Source organism: Streptomyces sp. NPDC006739 (assembly GCF_042869815.1).
In the GTDB taxonomy this organism is placed as follows: Bacteria; Actinomycetota; Actinomycetes; order Streptomycetales; family Streptomycetaceae; genus Streptomyces.
In genome coordinates this window covers 246,999-260,351 of sequence record NZ_JBIAGM010000007.1, presented here as the reverse complement: position 1 = coordinate 260,351, position 13,353 = coordinate 246,999, and the positions used below count along the sequence as shown (strand labels likewise).

At 72.0% G+C, this 13,353-nt stretch carries 12 protein-coding genes; 8 read left to right on the top strand and 4 right to left on the bottom strand.

From position 1 onward, the window contains the following. The 7 genes from wecB to ACFYMM_RS17105 all read left to right on the top strand — a co-directional run bounded on the left by wecB (position 1) and on the right by ACFYMM_RS17105 (position 7,316). A complete protein-coding gene (gene wecB, locus ACFYMM_RS17135) occupies positions 1 to 1,116 on the top strand; it encodes a non-hydrolyzing UDP-N-acetylglucosamine 2-epimerase (RefSeq protein ID WP_388387120.1) in 1,116 nt (371 codons plus the stop codon). A gap of 71 nt (positions 1,117 to 1,187) precedes the next feature. Beyond that, positions 1,188 to 2,117, top strand: a complete 930-nt coding sequence (locus ACFYMM_RS17130; protein WP_388387118.1) for a chain length determinant protein — start codon at positions 1,188 to 1,190, stop codon at positions 2,115 to 2,117. Next, positions 2,080 to 3,693 carry an oligosaccharide flippase family protein gene (locus tag ACFYMM_RS17125; RefSeq protein WP_388387116.1) on the top strand — a complete coding sequence of 538 codons (1,614 nt, stop codon included), beginning with the start codon at positions 2,080 to 2,082 and terminating at the stop codon, positions 3,691 to 3,693. The genes ACFYMM_RS17130 and ACFYMM_RS17125 overlap by 38 nt, the downstream gene beginning before the upstream one ends. Positions 3,694 to 3,698: 5 nt before the next feature. Further along, complete coding sequence (locus ACFYMM_RS17120) at positions 3,699 to 4,805, top strand: hypothetical protein (protein WP_388387114.1); 1,107 nt, start codon at positions 3,699 to 3,701, stop codon at positions 4,803 to 4,805. 8 nt (positions 4,806 to 4,813) lie between these two features. Continuing rightward, complete coding sequence (locus tag ACFYMM_RS17115; RefSeq protein ID WP_388387112.1) at positions 4,814 to 5,614, top strand: glycosyltransferase family 2 protein; 801 nt, start codon at positions 4,814 to 4,816, stop codon at positions 5,612 to 5,614. A gap of 41 nt (positions 5,615 to 5,655) precedes the next feature. Beyond that, positions 5,656 to 6,333 (top strand): class I SAM-dependent methyltransferase, encoded by a 678-nt coding sequence (locus ACFYMM_RS17110; RefSeq protein ID WP_388387110.1) that lies wholly within the window; start codon positions 5,656 to 5,658, stop codon positions 6,331 to 6,333. Next, the gene (locus ACFYMM_RS17105; RefSeq protein ID WP_388387108.1) at positions 6,327 to 7,316 is read left to right on the top strand and encodes a class I SAM-dependent methyltransferase; all 990 of its coding nucleotides are present in this window, start codon (positions 6,327 to 6,329) and stop codon (positions 7,314 to 7,316) included. Before ACFYMM_RS17110 ends, ACFYMM_RS17105 begins: the two co-directional genes overlap by 7 nt. Here ACFYMM_RS17105 and ACFYMM_RS17100 read toward each other — a convergent pair. The 3 genes from ACFYMM_RS17100 to ACFYMM_RS17090 are packed head-to-tail and all read right to left on the bottom strand — an operon-like array spanning position 7,305 to position 11,422. Continuing rightward, entirely contained in the window at positions 7,305 to 8,441 is a 1,137-nt protein-coding gene (locus ACFYMM_RS17100) for an acyltransferase family protein (RefSeq protein ID WP_388387106.1), read from the bottom strand. The genes ACFYMM_RS17105 and ACFYMM_RS17100 overlap by 12 nt on opposite strands. A gap of 39 nt (positions 8,442 to 8,480) precedes the next feature. After that, positions 8,481 to 9,389, bottom strand: coding sequence for a glycosyltransferase family 2 protein (locus tag ACFYMM_RS17095; protein WP_388387104.1), 909 nt, complete (start codon positions 9,387 to 9,389; stop codon positions 8,481 to 8,483). Next, positions 9,386 to 11,422: an O-antigen ligase family protein gene (locus tag ACFYMM_RS17090; RefSeq protein ID WP_388387102.1), complete on the bottom strand. Its 2,037-nt coding sequence runs from the start codon at positions 11,420 to 11,422 to the stop codon at positions 9,386 to 9,388. Before ACFYMM_RS17090 ends, ACFYMM_RS17095 begins: the two co-directional genes overlap by 4 nt. A 68-nt stretch (positions 11,423 to 11,490) precedes the next feature. Here ACFYMM_RS17090 and ACFYMM_RS17085 point away from each other — a divergent pair, with 68 nt between their 5' ends. Continuing rightward, a complete protein-coding gene (locus ACFYMM_RS17085; RefSeq protein WP_388387100.1) occupies positions 11,491 to 12,168 on the top strand; it encodes a hypothetical protein in 678 nt (225 codons plus the stop codon). A 17-nt stretch (positions 12,169 to 12,185) separates the two neighbouring features. Here the strand turns inward: ACFYMM_RS17085 and ACFYMM_RS17080 are convergent, their stop codons facing one another. After that, complete coding sequence (locus ACFYMM_RS17080; protein WP_388387098.1) at positions 12,186 to 13,232, bottom strand: glycosyltransferase family 2 protein; 1,047 nt, start codon at positions 13,230 to 13,232, stop codon at positions 12,186 to 12,188. Positions 13,233 to 13,353 lie beyond the last annotated feature (121 nt).

Sequence of the window (13,353 nt, the reverse complement as noted above, 5' to 3'; positions counted from 1 at the left end):
ATGCCGCGCATCGTCTGCGTCGCCGGGGCCCGCCCCAACTACATGAAGATCAAACCGGTGATGGACGCCCTGGAACGCCGGGGCGCCGAGGTGGTCCTCGTCCACACCGGACAGCACTACGACCCGGCCATGAACGACGTGTTCTTCGCCGACCTCGGTATCCGGCCGCCCGACCGCTTCCTCGGGGTCGGCTCCGGCACCCACGCCGAGCAGACCGGCCGTGTGATGACCGCGTTCGAGCCGCTCCTCGACGAGGTGTCCCCGGACGTCGTCGTGGTGGTCGGCGACATCAACTCCACGCTGGCCTGCGCCCTGGTCACCGCCAAGGCGGGACCGCTGCTGGCGCATGTCGAGGCCGGTCTGCGCAGCCGTGACTGGAGCATGCCGGAGGAGGTCAACCGGGTCGCCACGGACCGCGTCAGCGACTATCTGCTGGCCCCCTCCCCCGACGCCGTCGACAACCTGCGCACGGAGGGATACCGGGAGGATCAGATCCACCTGGTCGGCAACGTCATGATCGACACCCTGCTGGCCAACCTGGAACGGGCCCGGGCCTCGGACGTCCTGAGCCGATACGGCGTGTCCAAGGGCGAGTTCGGCCTGGTCACCCTGCACCGCCCGGCCAACGTGGACGATCCGGAGGTGCTCTCCGGACTGCTGAAGGCCCTGGGCGAGATCGCCGGCCGCTGTCCGCTCCTGCTGCCCGTGCACCCGCGCGCGGCCGGCCGGCTGACCGAGATCGGCGTCCCCGGAGGCATCCGGCTCGTGCCCGCTGCCGGGTACCTGGACTTCATCGCCCTGCAGGACTCGGCCCGCGTGGTGCTGACCGACTCCGGCGGCGTACAGGAGGAGACCACCGCGCTGGGCGTGCCGTGCGTGACCCTGCGGGACAACACCGAGCGGCCGGTCACCGTCGATCAGGGTACGAACGTGCTGGCCGGCCGGGATCCGGCGCGGATCGTGGCCACCGTGGGCCGGGTGCTGGACGCCCCGCCCGCGCCGCGCCGGCCCGACCTGTGGGACGGCCGTGCGAGCGACCGCATCGCCGAGGTGCTGCTGACCGGCGGCACCGCGAACACCCGGCCGCGACCGACCGATCACCGGACGAGCCCATGAACCGAACGCTCCCCATATGATCCGCTTGCCACATATGCTCGTCGAACGTCTGGTCGCTAGGGGGGACCGTCATGGATCTCGCTGAGATCTTCCGGGTCATGCGCAGGCGCTGGTACGTCCTGCTGCCGGGACTGCTGCTGACCGCCGGCCTGATCGCCGGCGCGACCGTGCTGGTCCCGGTCAAGTACCAGTCGCAGAGCACGGTGGTCCTGCTGAACTCCCAGAAGGCCACGCAGGCCTACGACGGCAACCCCTTCCTCAGCACCCAGACCTCGCTCACCGGCATGGCCGACAGCCTGGCCCGCAACCTCGACTCCGACGACTCGCTGCGCGACCTCAAGTCCCTCGGTGCCAAAGGCACGTTCGCGGCCAAGCTCGCCGACAACGCGCAGGGGCCGCTGATGTGGCTCACCGTCACCGGCACCGACAAGGCCTCCGTGCTGGCCTCGGACAAGATCCTGACCTCGTACGCCAGGGAACGGCTGGACCAGTTCCAGAAGCAGCAGTCGGTCGCCCCGAGGGCCATGATCCGGATGACGACGATCGTGCCGCCGCAGAACCCGGTGGCGCAGACCAAGACGCGGATCGAGTACATGGTCATGGCCGGGGCCCTGGGCCTGGTGATCACCCTGGTCGCCGCCTTCTACGTGGAGGCCCGCAAGAGATCGTCGTCGCAGGCGCCCGAGCCCGCGACCGGGCCTTCGGAGCCGCAGGCCGGGCCCAACGGGGCCAGGTCCACGGAGGCCGGGTCCACCGAGGCCAGGTCCGCCGAGCCGGAGGAGGAGACGGCCGCCCCCGCTTCCTCGACCGGGGGAGCGGTCATGGAGGAGACGCTCGCCATCCGGCGGACGCCGAGCTGGTCGCAGTCCGCCGTGGACGGGCCGATCGCCGCCGAGCCCCACGCGCAACGGCCCGCCATGGCCGTCGCGTCCGCCGCAGAGCCGCTCGACGAGGAGTCGACTCATGGACATCGCCCGCGCACCGGGCAGCGGGACCGGTGAGACGAGCGACGCGCCCGCTCCTCCCGCTCCCCCACTCCCCGCTCCCCCACTCCCCGCTCCCCCACTCCCCGACCCCGCACTCCCCGCTGCCGCCTCGCTCGGCCGGAAGGTCCGGTCGGCGGCCCGCTGGAGCCTGATCAACACCGTCGTCCTGCGCCTGGGGACGTTCGCGACCGGCATCGTGCTGGCACGCTTCGCCCTGGGCCCCGCGCAATGGGGCGTGTACGGCATCGCCCAGACCGTGCTGCTGGTCCTGCTGTCCGCGAACGAGCTGGGCGTGGGCCTGGCCATCGTCCGCTGGGAGGGGGACGCGCGGCGGTTCGCGCCGACCGTGCTGACCCTCAGCACCCTCTCCAGCGGCCTGCTGTACGTGGCACTGTTCGCGGCGGCGCCGACGGTGGCCGGTCTCCTCGGCTCACCCGACGCCGCCGGCGTCCTGCGGGTGATGTGCCTGTGCGTGGTGATCGACGGGGTGGCCCAGGTGCCCGGCGGCTTCCTCACCCGGGAGTTCGCCCAGGGCAGGCGGATGGCCGTCGACGGGCTCAACTTCGTGCTCGGCACGGCCGTGACGCTGCTGCTCGCCTTCGAGGGCCAGGGCGCGATGAGCTTCGCCTGGGGAGCCGTGGTGGGCAACGTCGTGACGCTGATCGGCTGCGGACTCGCGGCACCCGGCACCCTGAGATACGGCTGGGACCCCGAACAGGCCCGGGCGCTGCTGAGGTTCGGGCTGCCGCTGGCGGGGGCGAGCCTGCTGGCCCTGGCGGTGGTCAACATCGACACCATGGTCGTGGGCGCGACGCTGGGCAACGTGTCCCTGGGCTTCTACGTGCTCGCCTTCAACATCTCCGGCTGGCCCGTGAGAATCATCTCCGAGGCCGCCCGCCGCGTCTCCTTCGCCGGGTTCTCCAGGCTGGCCGCCTCGCCGCAGGCGCTCGCCCAGGGCTTCAGCCGCGCCCTGGGCGTGGTCATCACGGGAACCGTCCCGCTCTGCGTCCTGCTGGCCGGCCTCGCCGAGCCGGCCATCCGGCTGATCTACGGGAGCCGGTGGACCCCGGCCGCGGCGGCCCTGCCCTGGTTGATGGCTCTCGGTCTGATCCGCATCGGCGCCGAACTCGCCTACGACTGCCTGGTCGCGATCGGACAGCGCCGCTCGCTCTTCCTGGTGCAGGGCCTGTGGCTGGCGGCCCTGATCCCGGTACTCCTCCTCGCCGCGCACCTGAACGGCATCGTCGGCGTCTCCCAGGGCCATGTCCTGGTGGCCGGCGGCCTGGTGGTGCCCGTGTTCCTGATCGCGCTCGGCCGGGGCGGCATCGGGGTCGGCCGGATCGCCAGGGCCTGCGCATGGCCCTTCCTCGGCGGAGCCGCGATGGCCGTGATCATCCTCGGCCTGGAGCGGCCGCTCGGCGACGGGCGGCTCGCACTCCTCGCCATCGGCACGGTCGCCCTGGCCGGCTACACGGTCTGCGTACTGCCCAGCCGCGACTTCCTGCGCGGCCTCGACCGGGCCGACCGGCCCCACCCCGGCCGGCACCGGGCGTCCACACCGGTCCGGTCCACCCCACAGGACATGAGGTGAGCCCGATGCCACGGCGTATCAGCCGCAGCTCGCTCGCGCCGCCGCTGCTGGCGGCCTTACTCGTGGTCATGGGCACGGCCTGCTCGGGACCGGAGAAGTCCGCGGCGCCGCACTGCCCGGACACCGCGCTGACCTGCCCGGCGAGCGGGTCCCCGGCGACAGCGGGCGCCGACCCGTCGGCCTCGGCCGGTGGGGCGGCAGGGAGCCCCGCCGCCACACCGTCCCCGGCGGCGAAGCCCGGGGCGACGGCCGGCCCGAGCAGCTCGTCCGGGAAACCCGCGGCCAAAGCCGCGTGCGCCTCCCCCGGCGACTGCGGCTTCCCCGACGCCCGCACCACCGGCCCCCGTATCCCCCTCACGCCACACAGGACGGGCTACCTGGCCGTCCGTACCGACGGAACGGTCATCCGCGGCTGGGACATCACCGGCTCGCTCGACGTCTACGCCGACGACGTCACCGTCATCGACACCAGGGTCACCTCGGACAGCTGGTGGGGCATCAACCTGCGCCCCGGCCACCACGGGCTGCGGGTCCTGCACTCCACCGTCACCGCCGTACCGGGCAAGGGGCCGGACAACGGCGGCGTGGACTACGCGGTGTCCAACATGGGGACCAGCTCCGTCGAGGTCGGCTGGTGCGACGTCTCGGTGTTCGGCGACGCACTGGCCATGGGACAGGGCAGTCTGCACGACAACTACGTCCACGACCTCGCCCCGTTCGTCAACAAGGGCGGCGAATGGCAGCACACCGACGCGGTGATCAGCAGCGGCGGCAACACCGGGCAGCTGGTCATCCGCCACAACACCCTGCTGAACCCGACCAGTCTCAAACAGGGGGCCTCGGGCGCCGTCGGCCTGTTCGCGGACAGCGGGGTCGTCCGCAACGTCACCGTCGACGACAACTGGATCGCCGGCGGAGCGTACGCCCTCTACGGCGGCGACACGGGCGCCACCGGGATCACGGTCACGAACAACGTCTTCTCCACGCAGTACCACCCCGCCTCCGGCGGCTACGGCACGGTCGCCCACTGGAACGCGGGCGGCGCCGGCAACGTGTGGCGCGGCAACCGGATGTCCGACGGCCGCCCGGTCCGGCCGGAGCCGGCCTCGTGAGCGGCGCGATGACGCGCCGTGTCGCGCGGGCGCCCTGGACGCTGCTCAAGGCGTTGTTCGGCTGGCTGGTGCTCTTCGAGGCCAGGAACAAGGTCCTGCTGGCGCCCGGCGCGGTGCGGCTGCGGCGGATCGAGGACGCCGAGACCCGACGGCTGGCCGCCGGCCTGCCCTCGCCGCCCCGGGCACTGGTCGCCACGGTGATCGCCACCCACCGCCGTCCCGAGGCGCTGCGGGCCGCGGTGCGCTCGGCCCTGGAGCAGACCGTTCACGACCAGGTCGTCATCGTGGTCGACGACGGCGCCGGACTTCCCGAACTCACCGAGGACCCAAGGCTGTTCGCGGTCTCGCTGGCCCGCAACACCGGTGTCGCGGGCGTCGTGCGCAACGTGGGCATCCGCCTCACCCGCTCGCGGTACGTGGCCTTCCTGGACGACGACAACCTGTGGGAACCCGACCATCTGGAGCGGGCGTTGGCCGTCCTGGAGTCCCCGGACGGACCCGACGGCGTCTACACGGCGCTGCGCCGCGTGCTGCCCGACGGAAGCGAGAAGGACGTGCTGTCGGTGCCCTACGACCGGCGCCGGGCCGCCCGCGAGTCCTTCCTGGACACCAACGCCTTCGTCGCCCGCCGCACCCGCTCACTGCGCTTCAGCCGTCTGCGCCGGACCCCGGAGGTGCTGCCCCGTGAGGACTGGGAGCTGATCCGCCGGTACGGCCGCACGCACCGCGTCGTCCATGTGCCCCACCCCACCGTCCGGTACCTGATGAACCCGGCCAGCTTCTACACCCAATGGCAGCAGCCCAGTTGAGGCTTGTTCCCCGTCCGCTCCGACCTCAGGTGGTTGATCCCGTGCCCCGCTCCCGTGCCCTCAGGAACAGATTCGTCGACGCGCCCGGCTCACTGGGCGAACGGCTCCGCGCCGCCCGCTGGGAGCGGTTCCGGCGCTGCTTCCCGGGCATCGAGAACATGAGCGTCGTGGACTTGGGCGGAACGGCCGAGATGTGGCTGCGGGCACCGGTGCGCGCCAAGCACGTGCACCTGGTCAACCTGGAGTCACACCCCGCCGGACTGCCCGAGTGGATCACCGCGGGGAACGCCGACGTCACCGACCCGGCGGTCGCCGCGGAGCTGAGCGGCCACGGCGGCTACGACCTGGTGTTCTCCAACTCGACCATCGAGCACGTGGGCGGGCACAGCCAGCGCCGGAAGTTCGTCTCCGCCGTCGAGCGGCTGGCCCCGCTGCACTGGATCCAGACGCCGTACCGCTACTTCCCCGTCGAACCGCACTTCGTGGCGCCCGGCTTCCAGTTCCTGCCGCTGACCGCCCGCGCGCGTCTGGTACGGCACTGGCCCCTCGTCCACAGCCGCCCGGACAGCCCGGAGTCGGCGATGAACGCTGTCATCAACATCGAGCTGCTCACCCGCGCCGAGATGCGCTACCTCTTCCCCCGGTCGGCGCTCCTCAGCGAGCGGGTGCTCGGTGCCCCGAAGTCGCTCATAGCCGTGAGAACGGAGCCCGTATGCTGAACAACCTGGTCAACAGACATGACGCGGACCGGCTGCTGCGCAAGGTGCGCACACTGGACATCGACCCGGTGCTGGCCAAGCTGCGGGTGCGCGGCGGCGCCCGGGTGGTCCAGCACTGGTCCCGGGTCGACCCGTCGCTGACCGAGTGGTGGGCGATACCGGCGGTGATCAAGCGGTGGAACCTGCTGATGACGGGGGACCCGGACACGTCCTTTCCCGCGTACGTGGCCGCCGAGCACTTCGCGCCGCGCACCGATCTGCGCGGCCTGTCCCTGGGGTGCGGCACCGGCGGCAACGAGCTGCTGTGGGCGAGGACCGGCGCGTTCTCCCTGCTGGAGGGCGTGGACGTGGCGCAACGGAGGATCGACTTCGCCACCCGCGCCGCCGCGGAGAACGGTCTCGCCGACGTCCTGCGTTTCCGGGTCACCGACGTCAACCGGATGGCCGCCGACGGGGAACGCTTCGACGTACTGCTGGGACTGCAGTCGCTGCACCACTTCGACCACCTCGACGAGACCCTGCCGCGTCTGGCCCGGCTGATCGGGCCCGGGGGGACCTTCGTGGTCGACGAGTTCGTCGGTCCCACCCGTTTCCAGTGGACCGACGCCCAGCTGGACGCGGCCAACGCCCTGCTGGCCCGGCTCCCCGAGGAGCGGCGCCGGCTGGCCGACGGCCGGATCAAGCGCCGGGTCGTCAGGCCCAGCAGGCTGTCCATGGTGCTGGACGACCCCTCGGAGGCGGTCGACGCGGCGGCGCTGCTGCCGGGCCTGCGGCGCCATTTCGAGATCGTCGAGGAACGGCCGTACGGGGGAACGGTGCTGCACATCGCGTTCTCCGGGATCGCGCACCACTTCCGTGACCAGGAGCCGGAGACGCTGGCGCTGCTGGAGCGTTGCTTCGCGGCCGAGGACGCGGCTCTGCCGGAGGTGGGGCACGACTTCGTCGCCCTGGTCTGCCGGCCGGCCATGCCGTCAGGGCGGTGAGCCGGCAGGTCCCAGCCGGCCGCTGGTCCGCGTCCTCCGGCGGCCGAGCCGGCGCATCGCGGGCACCTCGACGAACCGGTGCAGGAGCCCCGCGAGCGCCACTGAGAGGGCGAGCGATGCGGCGGTGAGCGTCCATGCCTTGGCCGGCGCCGAGCCCTGCGCGTCGAGCCCCCGCATCAGATCCACGATCACCGACTGGTGGACCAGGTAGAAGGCGAAGGAGACCTCACCCAGCCACACCGCCCACCGGCTCCGCCACACGCTCCGCCTGCCCTCGACGTCGGCGACGGCCACGGTGGCGATGAGCAACGCGAACGGGATCACGGTGACGGCCGACGTTTCCGCGTCCGGCGGGAAGTACGGCGTCACGGCGTACGCGAGGACGAGAAGCACGGCGACGGACCACACGGGAAACCGCGGCAGGCGGCCGCTCTTGACGAGGAGCGCCATCACCATCCCGAGCACGAATTCCAGCAGGCGGACCGGCGGGAAGATGTAGACGAACCAGTAGTGGCGCCCGGCGGGCAGCGGCGCCGCCGCCACGGGCACCGCGCACACGGCCGCCACACACACCGCGGCGCCCGCCCACAGCCTCTCCGGGCGGACACGCCCCAGCACGGGCAGCAGCGCCGGGAAGAGGGCGTAGAAGAACGCCTCACAGGCCAGGGACCAACTGACCGAGTTCGCGCCGAAGTAGACGCCCGGGTCCGGCCACCACGCCTGGACGAGCCCCAGGTTCGCCGCCCCGACGAGGAACCCGACGGTGTGGCCGGTCGCGTACAGGCCGACGACGGAGAGGGCGAAGGCCACCACGTAGTTGGGGTAGATCTTCGCCGCTCGGCGCCGCCAGAAGGCCCGAGCGGTGTCATCCGGCCGTGCGGACCACGTCAGGACGAAGCCGCTGAGGACGAAGAAGAACGAGACGCCCACGGCGCCGGCACCGGCCGTGCGCGCGAACGCGTGCTGCGCCGTCGACGGGGCCGACAGCCCCGATATCGAGATGTGGAAGCAGAAGACGAGGAACGCGGCGACGAAGCGGAGGCCCGTCAGCGAGGGGAGCCTCGATCCGTCGGCCGGCGTTCTGGTGGGCGGATCCGATCTGCCGGTGACCTCAACTGAACTCACGACCCCCCCAAAGGCTCTGTCAGCGAACAGCGTGCGTCTTCACCACGTCTGCGGGCCCGGCGTGGCGCGCAGGGCCCCCGGCCGGACGAGGGCGGCGGCGGCCGCTCGGCTGGCCGGACGGCCGAGCGCGGCCCGCGAGGTCTCCCGGAGCAGGACGGCGGTGCGGAAGGCGGCCGTGGCGAGACGGCCGTGGCGGCGCCGGTAGAGGCGGACGCGGTTGAGCGTGAGGAGGGTCCAGAGGCGGGGCGACACCTGTGACTCGCCCCCCAGGTGAACGGCCTCGGCCGTCGGCTCCAGTTGTGTGACGTATCCGTGGTCCCGCGCCCGCAGGCAGTACTCCGTCTCCTCCGAGTAGAGGAAGAACGACTCGTCCCACGGTCCGCAGGCGGCCAGGCAGTCGGCCGAGACGGCCACGAGCGCACCGGTCGCCCAGTCCGCGCGCGTGGGCCGCCGATACGCGGCGGGGTCGGTGACCAGCTCGCTCAGGGCCGGGAAGCGCCCGGCCCGGGTGTTGCCGATCACGGCCTCGCCGAGGGCCCGGAGCACGCTCGACTCGCGGCGCAGCGAGTGATGGGGGGTGTCCCTGCCCTCGGCGTACAGGAGGGGTACGGCGATCCCGACCCCGTCGCCGAGACCGTCGACGAGACGTTTGGCGCAGCCCTGCCGCATCCGGACGTCGGGGTTGCAGACGAGAACGGCTCCCGGCCCGCCGGCCGCACCCAGCGCCGCGTTGACGCCGGCCGCGTACCCGGCGTTGCGGCCGGTCTCCACGACCGTGGCGTCCGGGGCAAGCGCCCGCAGAACCTCGACGGTGTCGTCGGCGGAGTCGTTGTCGGCGACGACGAGCCGCCAGTCGAGGCCGGCCATGCCGTCCGGAAGCGCGGCGAGGAAGCCGGGCAGCACCGAGGCGCTGTTCCAGGTGACGACGACGACGGCGACGGTGCTCATCGGGACTCCACGAGTTGGGGGAGCTGGGTTTCGGACGCCTTCGGGGGGGCCTTCACCTCGGTCACGGCGGTGGCCGCGGCCGCCTCGCGGCGGATGAAGCCGAGGTAGCTGCCGCCCGCGCCCAGGGTCAGGAAGAACATCCCGGCGTACATGGGGAAGCTGAGCGCGTCGAAGGTGGCGCTGATCACCAGGGCGACCAGGGCCGACGCGAGGAAGGCCTGTCCCAGCTCCCGGTCGGACTCCGTGCGGGCGAGCCGGCGGATGGCACCGCCCTGATGTATCCCGGTGACGAACAGGACGAGCAGCGCGACCATCCCCACGGCACCCGTCTCGGCCAGGGTCAGCATGTACTGGTTGTCGGTGAAGAAGTACAGGTCGGGGGTGAAGGTGCCGAACCCCCGTCCGAACCAGGGGCGTTCGCTGAGGTACGGGACGATCGCGCCGTACTTCACGGTGCGCGCCTGGGTGCTGCTGTCGGAGTTGGACAGGAAGCTGGCGAAGAGGTTGGTGATGGTCCCGATCAGCCCGGGAATGATCACCTTGAAGCCGGCCACCGAGCCCAGGATGATGCCGATCGCGGACCAGCGCCGCTGTGGCTTCCAGCGGGGCACCATCACCAGGATCGCGATGAAGACGCCGATGATGGATGTCCTGGACACCGTCAGCGGCAGCGCGCCCGCCATGATCGCCACGGGGGCCCAGCGGCGCAGCGCGCCGGCGTCGCGGCGTACCGGGTCGAACGCCTGGTGGACGGCGAAGGGGACCAGGATGGCCAGCATCCCCCCGAACTCCAGCGGGTGGGCCGTGGTGGAGCGCGGGCGGGTGAACGAGCCGCGGTCCATGGCGCTGAGCCCGGCGGTACTGGAGTGCAGGCCGGGGACGTGGATGGAGTCGGCGATGTTGGTCGCGGCGAAGAAGTCGTAGTAGCCGATCAGGGCGACCACCGTGCCCAGGACGACGAGCCGGCGCATCAGGGTCTCCAGCCGGTCGCGCTCCTGGATCCCGGCCGACGCCAGCACCACCAGTGCCACCCACACCGCGAGTCCGATCAGTCCCCGGTCGGCCCCGAGGGTCTCCTCGTGCGAGCTGTCGCGGGACGCGGCGGCCAGGTACGACAGCAGTACCGCGGCGGCGAGCACGCACATGGCCACGCGGGGCAGCCTGGTGCCCCTGGCCGGCAGGATGCGGCCGCCGAGCCAGGTCGCGAGGTACCACAGGAGCCCCAGCAGGGCGAAGACGTTGGCCGGGGTGCCCACACCGCCCAGCGCCGGCAGGGTGAGGTTCGAGGGGACGAAGAAGGCGAGCACCAGATAGCCGGTGAGGATCGTCGTGGCGTCCAGTCTGCGCACCAGCAGGCCCCTGGGCCGCTCGGGGGGCCGGGCGCGGTGGCGTCGGGGCACGTATCCGGCCAGGGCGCGTCCCCTGCGGCGGACCACCGCGATGCCCTCGGCCAGGATGGACAGCAGGAACGCGCTGACCATCCCGACGATGACGACCGCCGCGATGCCCTGGTAGCGGCCCTTCGACTGCGAGACCGGGGTCTGCGGCAGGACGACCGGGGCGCTCTGCACCGCGTACACCGGGGGCACCTTGGAGGCCGCCTGCAGGGCCTTCAGCTGCTCCCCGGTGAACTTGGTGAGGGTGGTGGTCTCCCGGAGCACGTTCGCCCGGTCGGTTCCGGTGACGCTCAGGGTGAGCAGCGGGCTGTCGGCCTGGGGCGCGAAACCGACCGTGTACTGGTCCGTGACGCCACGGGAGTGCAGTTCCTTGGCGGAGTCGCTGGACTGGAGCGTCCTGATCAGCACATCGGCGGTGACGACCAGCGAACCGCCCGCGTTCGACAGGGGGTTGCCGAAGGTCGGCGCCAGATCGGCGATCGCGGTGGAGTCGAGCAGCGTGACGGAGCTCTGCGACTCGTAGGACACCGGGATGGTCCGGTACAGGTACCCGCCCGCGAGAAGGCTGAGCAGGGTCAGGGGCACCATGAAGTACCAGCGCCTGCGCATGATGGCCAGGAGGTCGGCGAGGCTCATGAGAACTCCCAACCGGTGGCGGCCGGGCACGGCGCCTGCGAGGATCGATGCCGACGGAAGGATTCCCCGTGTCGCCTCGTGACGTCGCCGAAGCGCTGCTCCGCCGCTGGTACGTGCTGTTGCTGGCACTCGTGGCGACGGCCGCCGGAGCCTACCAGGTGCTGCATCCCGCCCCGCGGTACCTCGGTTCCGCGGTCGTCGTGCTCAAACCGCCGGTGACGGGAAACCAGCCCAACCAGCTGACGAATCTCCAACCTCCGCTCGCCACCCTCTCCTACGGCGTCGTCCAGCAACTCGAATCGCCTGCGGGGCGCGAGGAGTTGGCCAACCTGGGCGTGCACGGGACGTACCAGCTGATCCCGCGCAACAGCGGCACCAGCGCGACGCCGCGCTATCTGATCCCCTCGGTACAGGTGCAGGCGCAGCGGTCCGGCGCCGTGGAGGCCGACACGGCGGTCAGCCGGGTCATCGAGGTCTACGCCCGGCATGTGACGGACCTGCAGAACGAGCAGGGGATCGCGCCCGCCTCGCGGATCAGCGCATCGGTGCTGGTCGCCCCGAGCGCCGCCCCGGTGCGGGGCACCAGGACCCGGGGCCTTGCCGGTACGGCGCTGCTGGGTGCTCTCGCCGGGATCCTCGGCGCGCTGTGGTTCGACCGGTACGCGTCGCGTCGCCGGAAGCGGAAGGACGGCTCCCCGGACCCCGGACCGGTCCGCCGGGGCGCCGGGCTCCCGGTGGTCAACTGAGCGGTGCTGATCACGCATCAGACACCGCGGCGCTTCCACGACTCCCACCACAGCATCTCCCGTCCGCGCTCGGCCACGGCCGACCACACCAGGGGCTGCAGATACGGCATCGCCTTCGGCCCGACGCGTCTGCGCAGGCGCAGCGCGCGGTACTCGGGCAGCGCCCGGTAGCCCGGCAGGCACTCCTCGGCGAACGCCACGCACGCGTCGACCGGTACGACTGCGGTACGGCCCCGGTCGTAGGCCCGGTAGGCCCGGCGCAGGGCGTGGCGGGCGAGGCGGGTGTGGACCTGGTCGGCCAGACGGTCGGCGTGGGGCAGCCGGTCGCCGCACTTGGCGAGCACCGAGTCGAAGGCGACGAGGCGTTGGCGCAGGTCGTCGAGCTGGCCGCCGAAGTCGACGGTGGACATGTTCTTGCCGTGGACGCGGTAGTAGGCCTGGTCGGCTCCGCGGACGTAGCCGACGTCGGCGTGGGCGGCGAGCCGCATCCACATCTCGATGTCGCCGGCGTGCGGAAGGGCGGGGTCGTATCCGCCGACCCGGCGCTGGAGGCCGGTGCGGACGACGACTTCCGGCGAGGTGATGCAGCCGGTGCCCTCGCGGAAGCGGCGCTCCAGCCACCACTGGCCCGGGTAGACGACCGACCCGGTGCTCCGTGTGCGTGCCTTCGGCAGTGGGCCGCCGTGCCGGAAGCGCAGGGGGCGCCCGTAGGCGAACCCCGCTTCGGGGTGGGCGTCCAGCAGTGCCGCGGCCCGTACCAGGGCGCCCGGGACCAGGCGGTCGTCGGCGGACAGGAGTGCCACGTAGTCGCCGTCGGCCCACTCCAGCAGGCCTTCGTTGTAGGTGGCGATGTGGCCCTTGTTCGTCTCGTGGACGTGGACCTCGATGCGGGGGTCGGCGGCGGCCAGTTTGAGCGCGACCTCCGCCGAGTCGTCGGGCGAGGCGTCGTCGATGATGAGGACACGGACGTCAACGCCGTCCTGCTCGTCCAGGACGCTGCTCACGCAGTCGGCGAGGAAATGGCCGTACTTGTAGCAGGGGATGACCACACTGACGCTGCTCATCGGTGGGGAAGCCAATCCCCGTCGGGGGGGGGGGGCCCCGCGGGGGGGGGGGCCCCCCCGCGGGGGGGGGGGGGGGGGGGGGGGGGTTTTTTTTTTTTTTTTTTTTGGGGGGGGGGTGTGG

What these genes read in the sequence shown, in the direction of transcription:
- wecB (WP_388387120.1), top strand. Translation starts at nt 1, where the DNA reads ATGCCGCGCATCGTCTGCGTCGCCGGGGCCCGCCCCAACTACATGAAG.
- ACFYMM_RS17130 (WP_388387118.1), top strand. Translation starts at nt 1,188, where the DNA reads ATGGATCTCGCTGAGATCTTCCGGGTCATGCGCAGGCGCTGGTACGTC.
- ACFYMM_RS17125 (WP_388387116.1), top strand. Translation starts at nt 2,080, where the DNA reads ATGGACATCGCCCGCGCACCGGGCAGCGGGACCGGTGAGACGAGCGAC.
- ACFYMM_RS17120 (WP_388387114.1), top strand. Translation starts at nt 3,699, where the DNA reads ATGCCACGGCGTATCAGCCGCAGCTCGCTCGCGCCGCCGCTGCTGGCG.
- ACFYMM_RS17115 (WP_388387112.1), top strand. Translation starts at nt 4,814, where the DNA reads ATGACGCGCCGTGTCGCGCGGGCGCCCTGGACGCTGCTCAAGGCGTTG.
- ACFYMM_RS17105 (WP_388387108.1), top strand. Translation starts at nt 6,327, where the DNA reads ATGCTGAACAACCTGGTCAACAGACATGACGCGGACCGGCTGCTGCGC.
- ACFYMM_RS17095 (WP_388387104.1), bottom strand. Translation starts at nt 9,389, where the DNA reads ATGAGCACCGTCGCCGTCGTCGTCGTCACCTGGAACAGCGCCTCGGTG.
- ACFYMM_RS17090 (WP_388387102.1), bottom strand. Translation starts at nt 11,422, where the DNA reads ATGAGCCTCGCCGACCTCCTGGCCATCATGCGCAGGCGCTGGTACTTC.
- ACFYMM_RS17080 (WP_388387098.1), bottom strand. Translation starts at nt 13,232, where the DNA reads ATGAGCAGCGTCAGTGTGGTCATCCCCTGCTACAAGTACGGCCATTTC.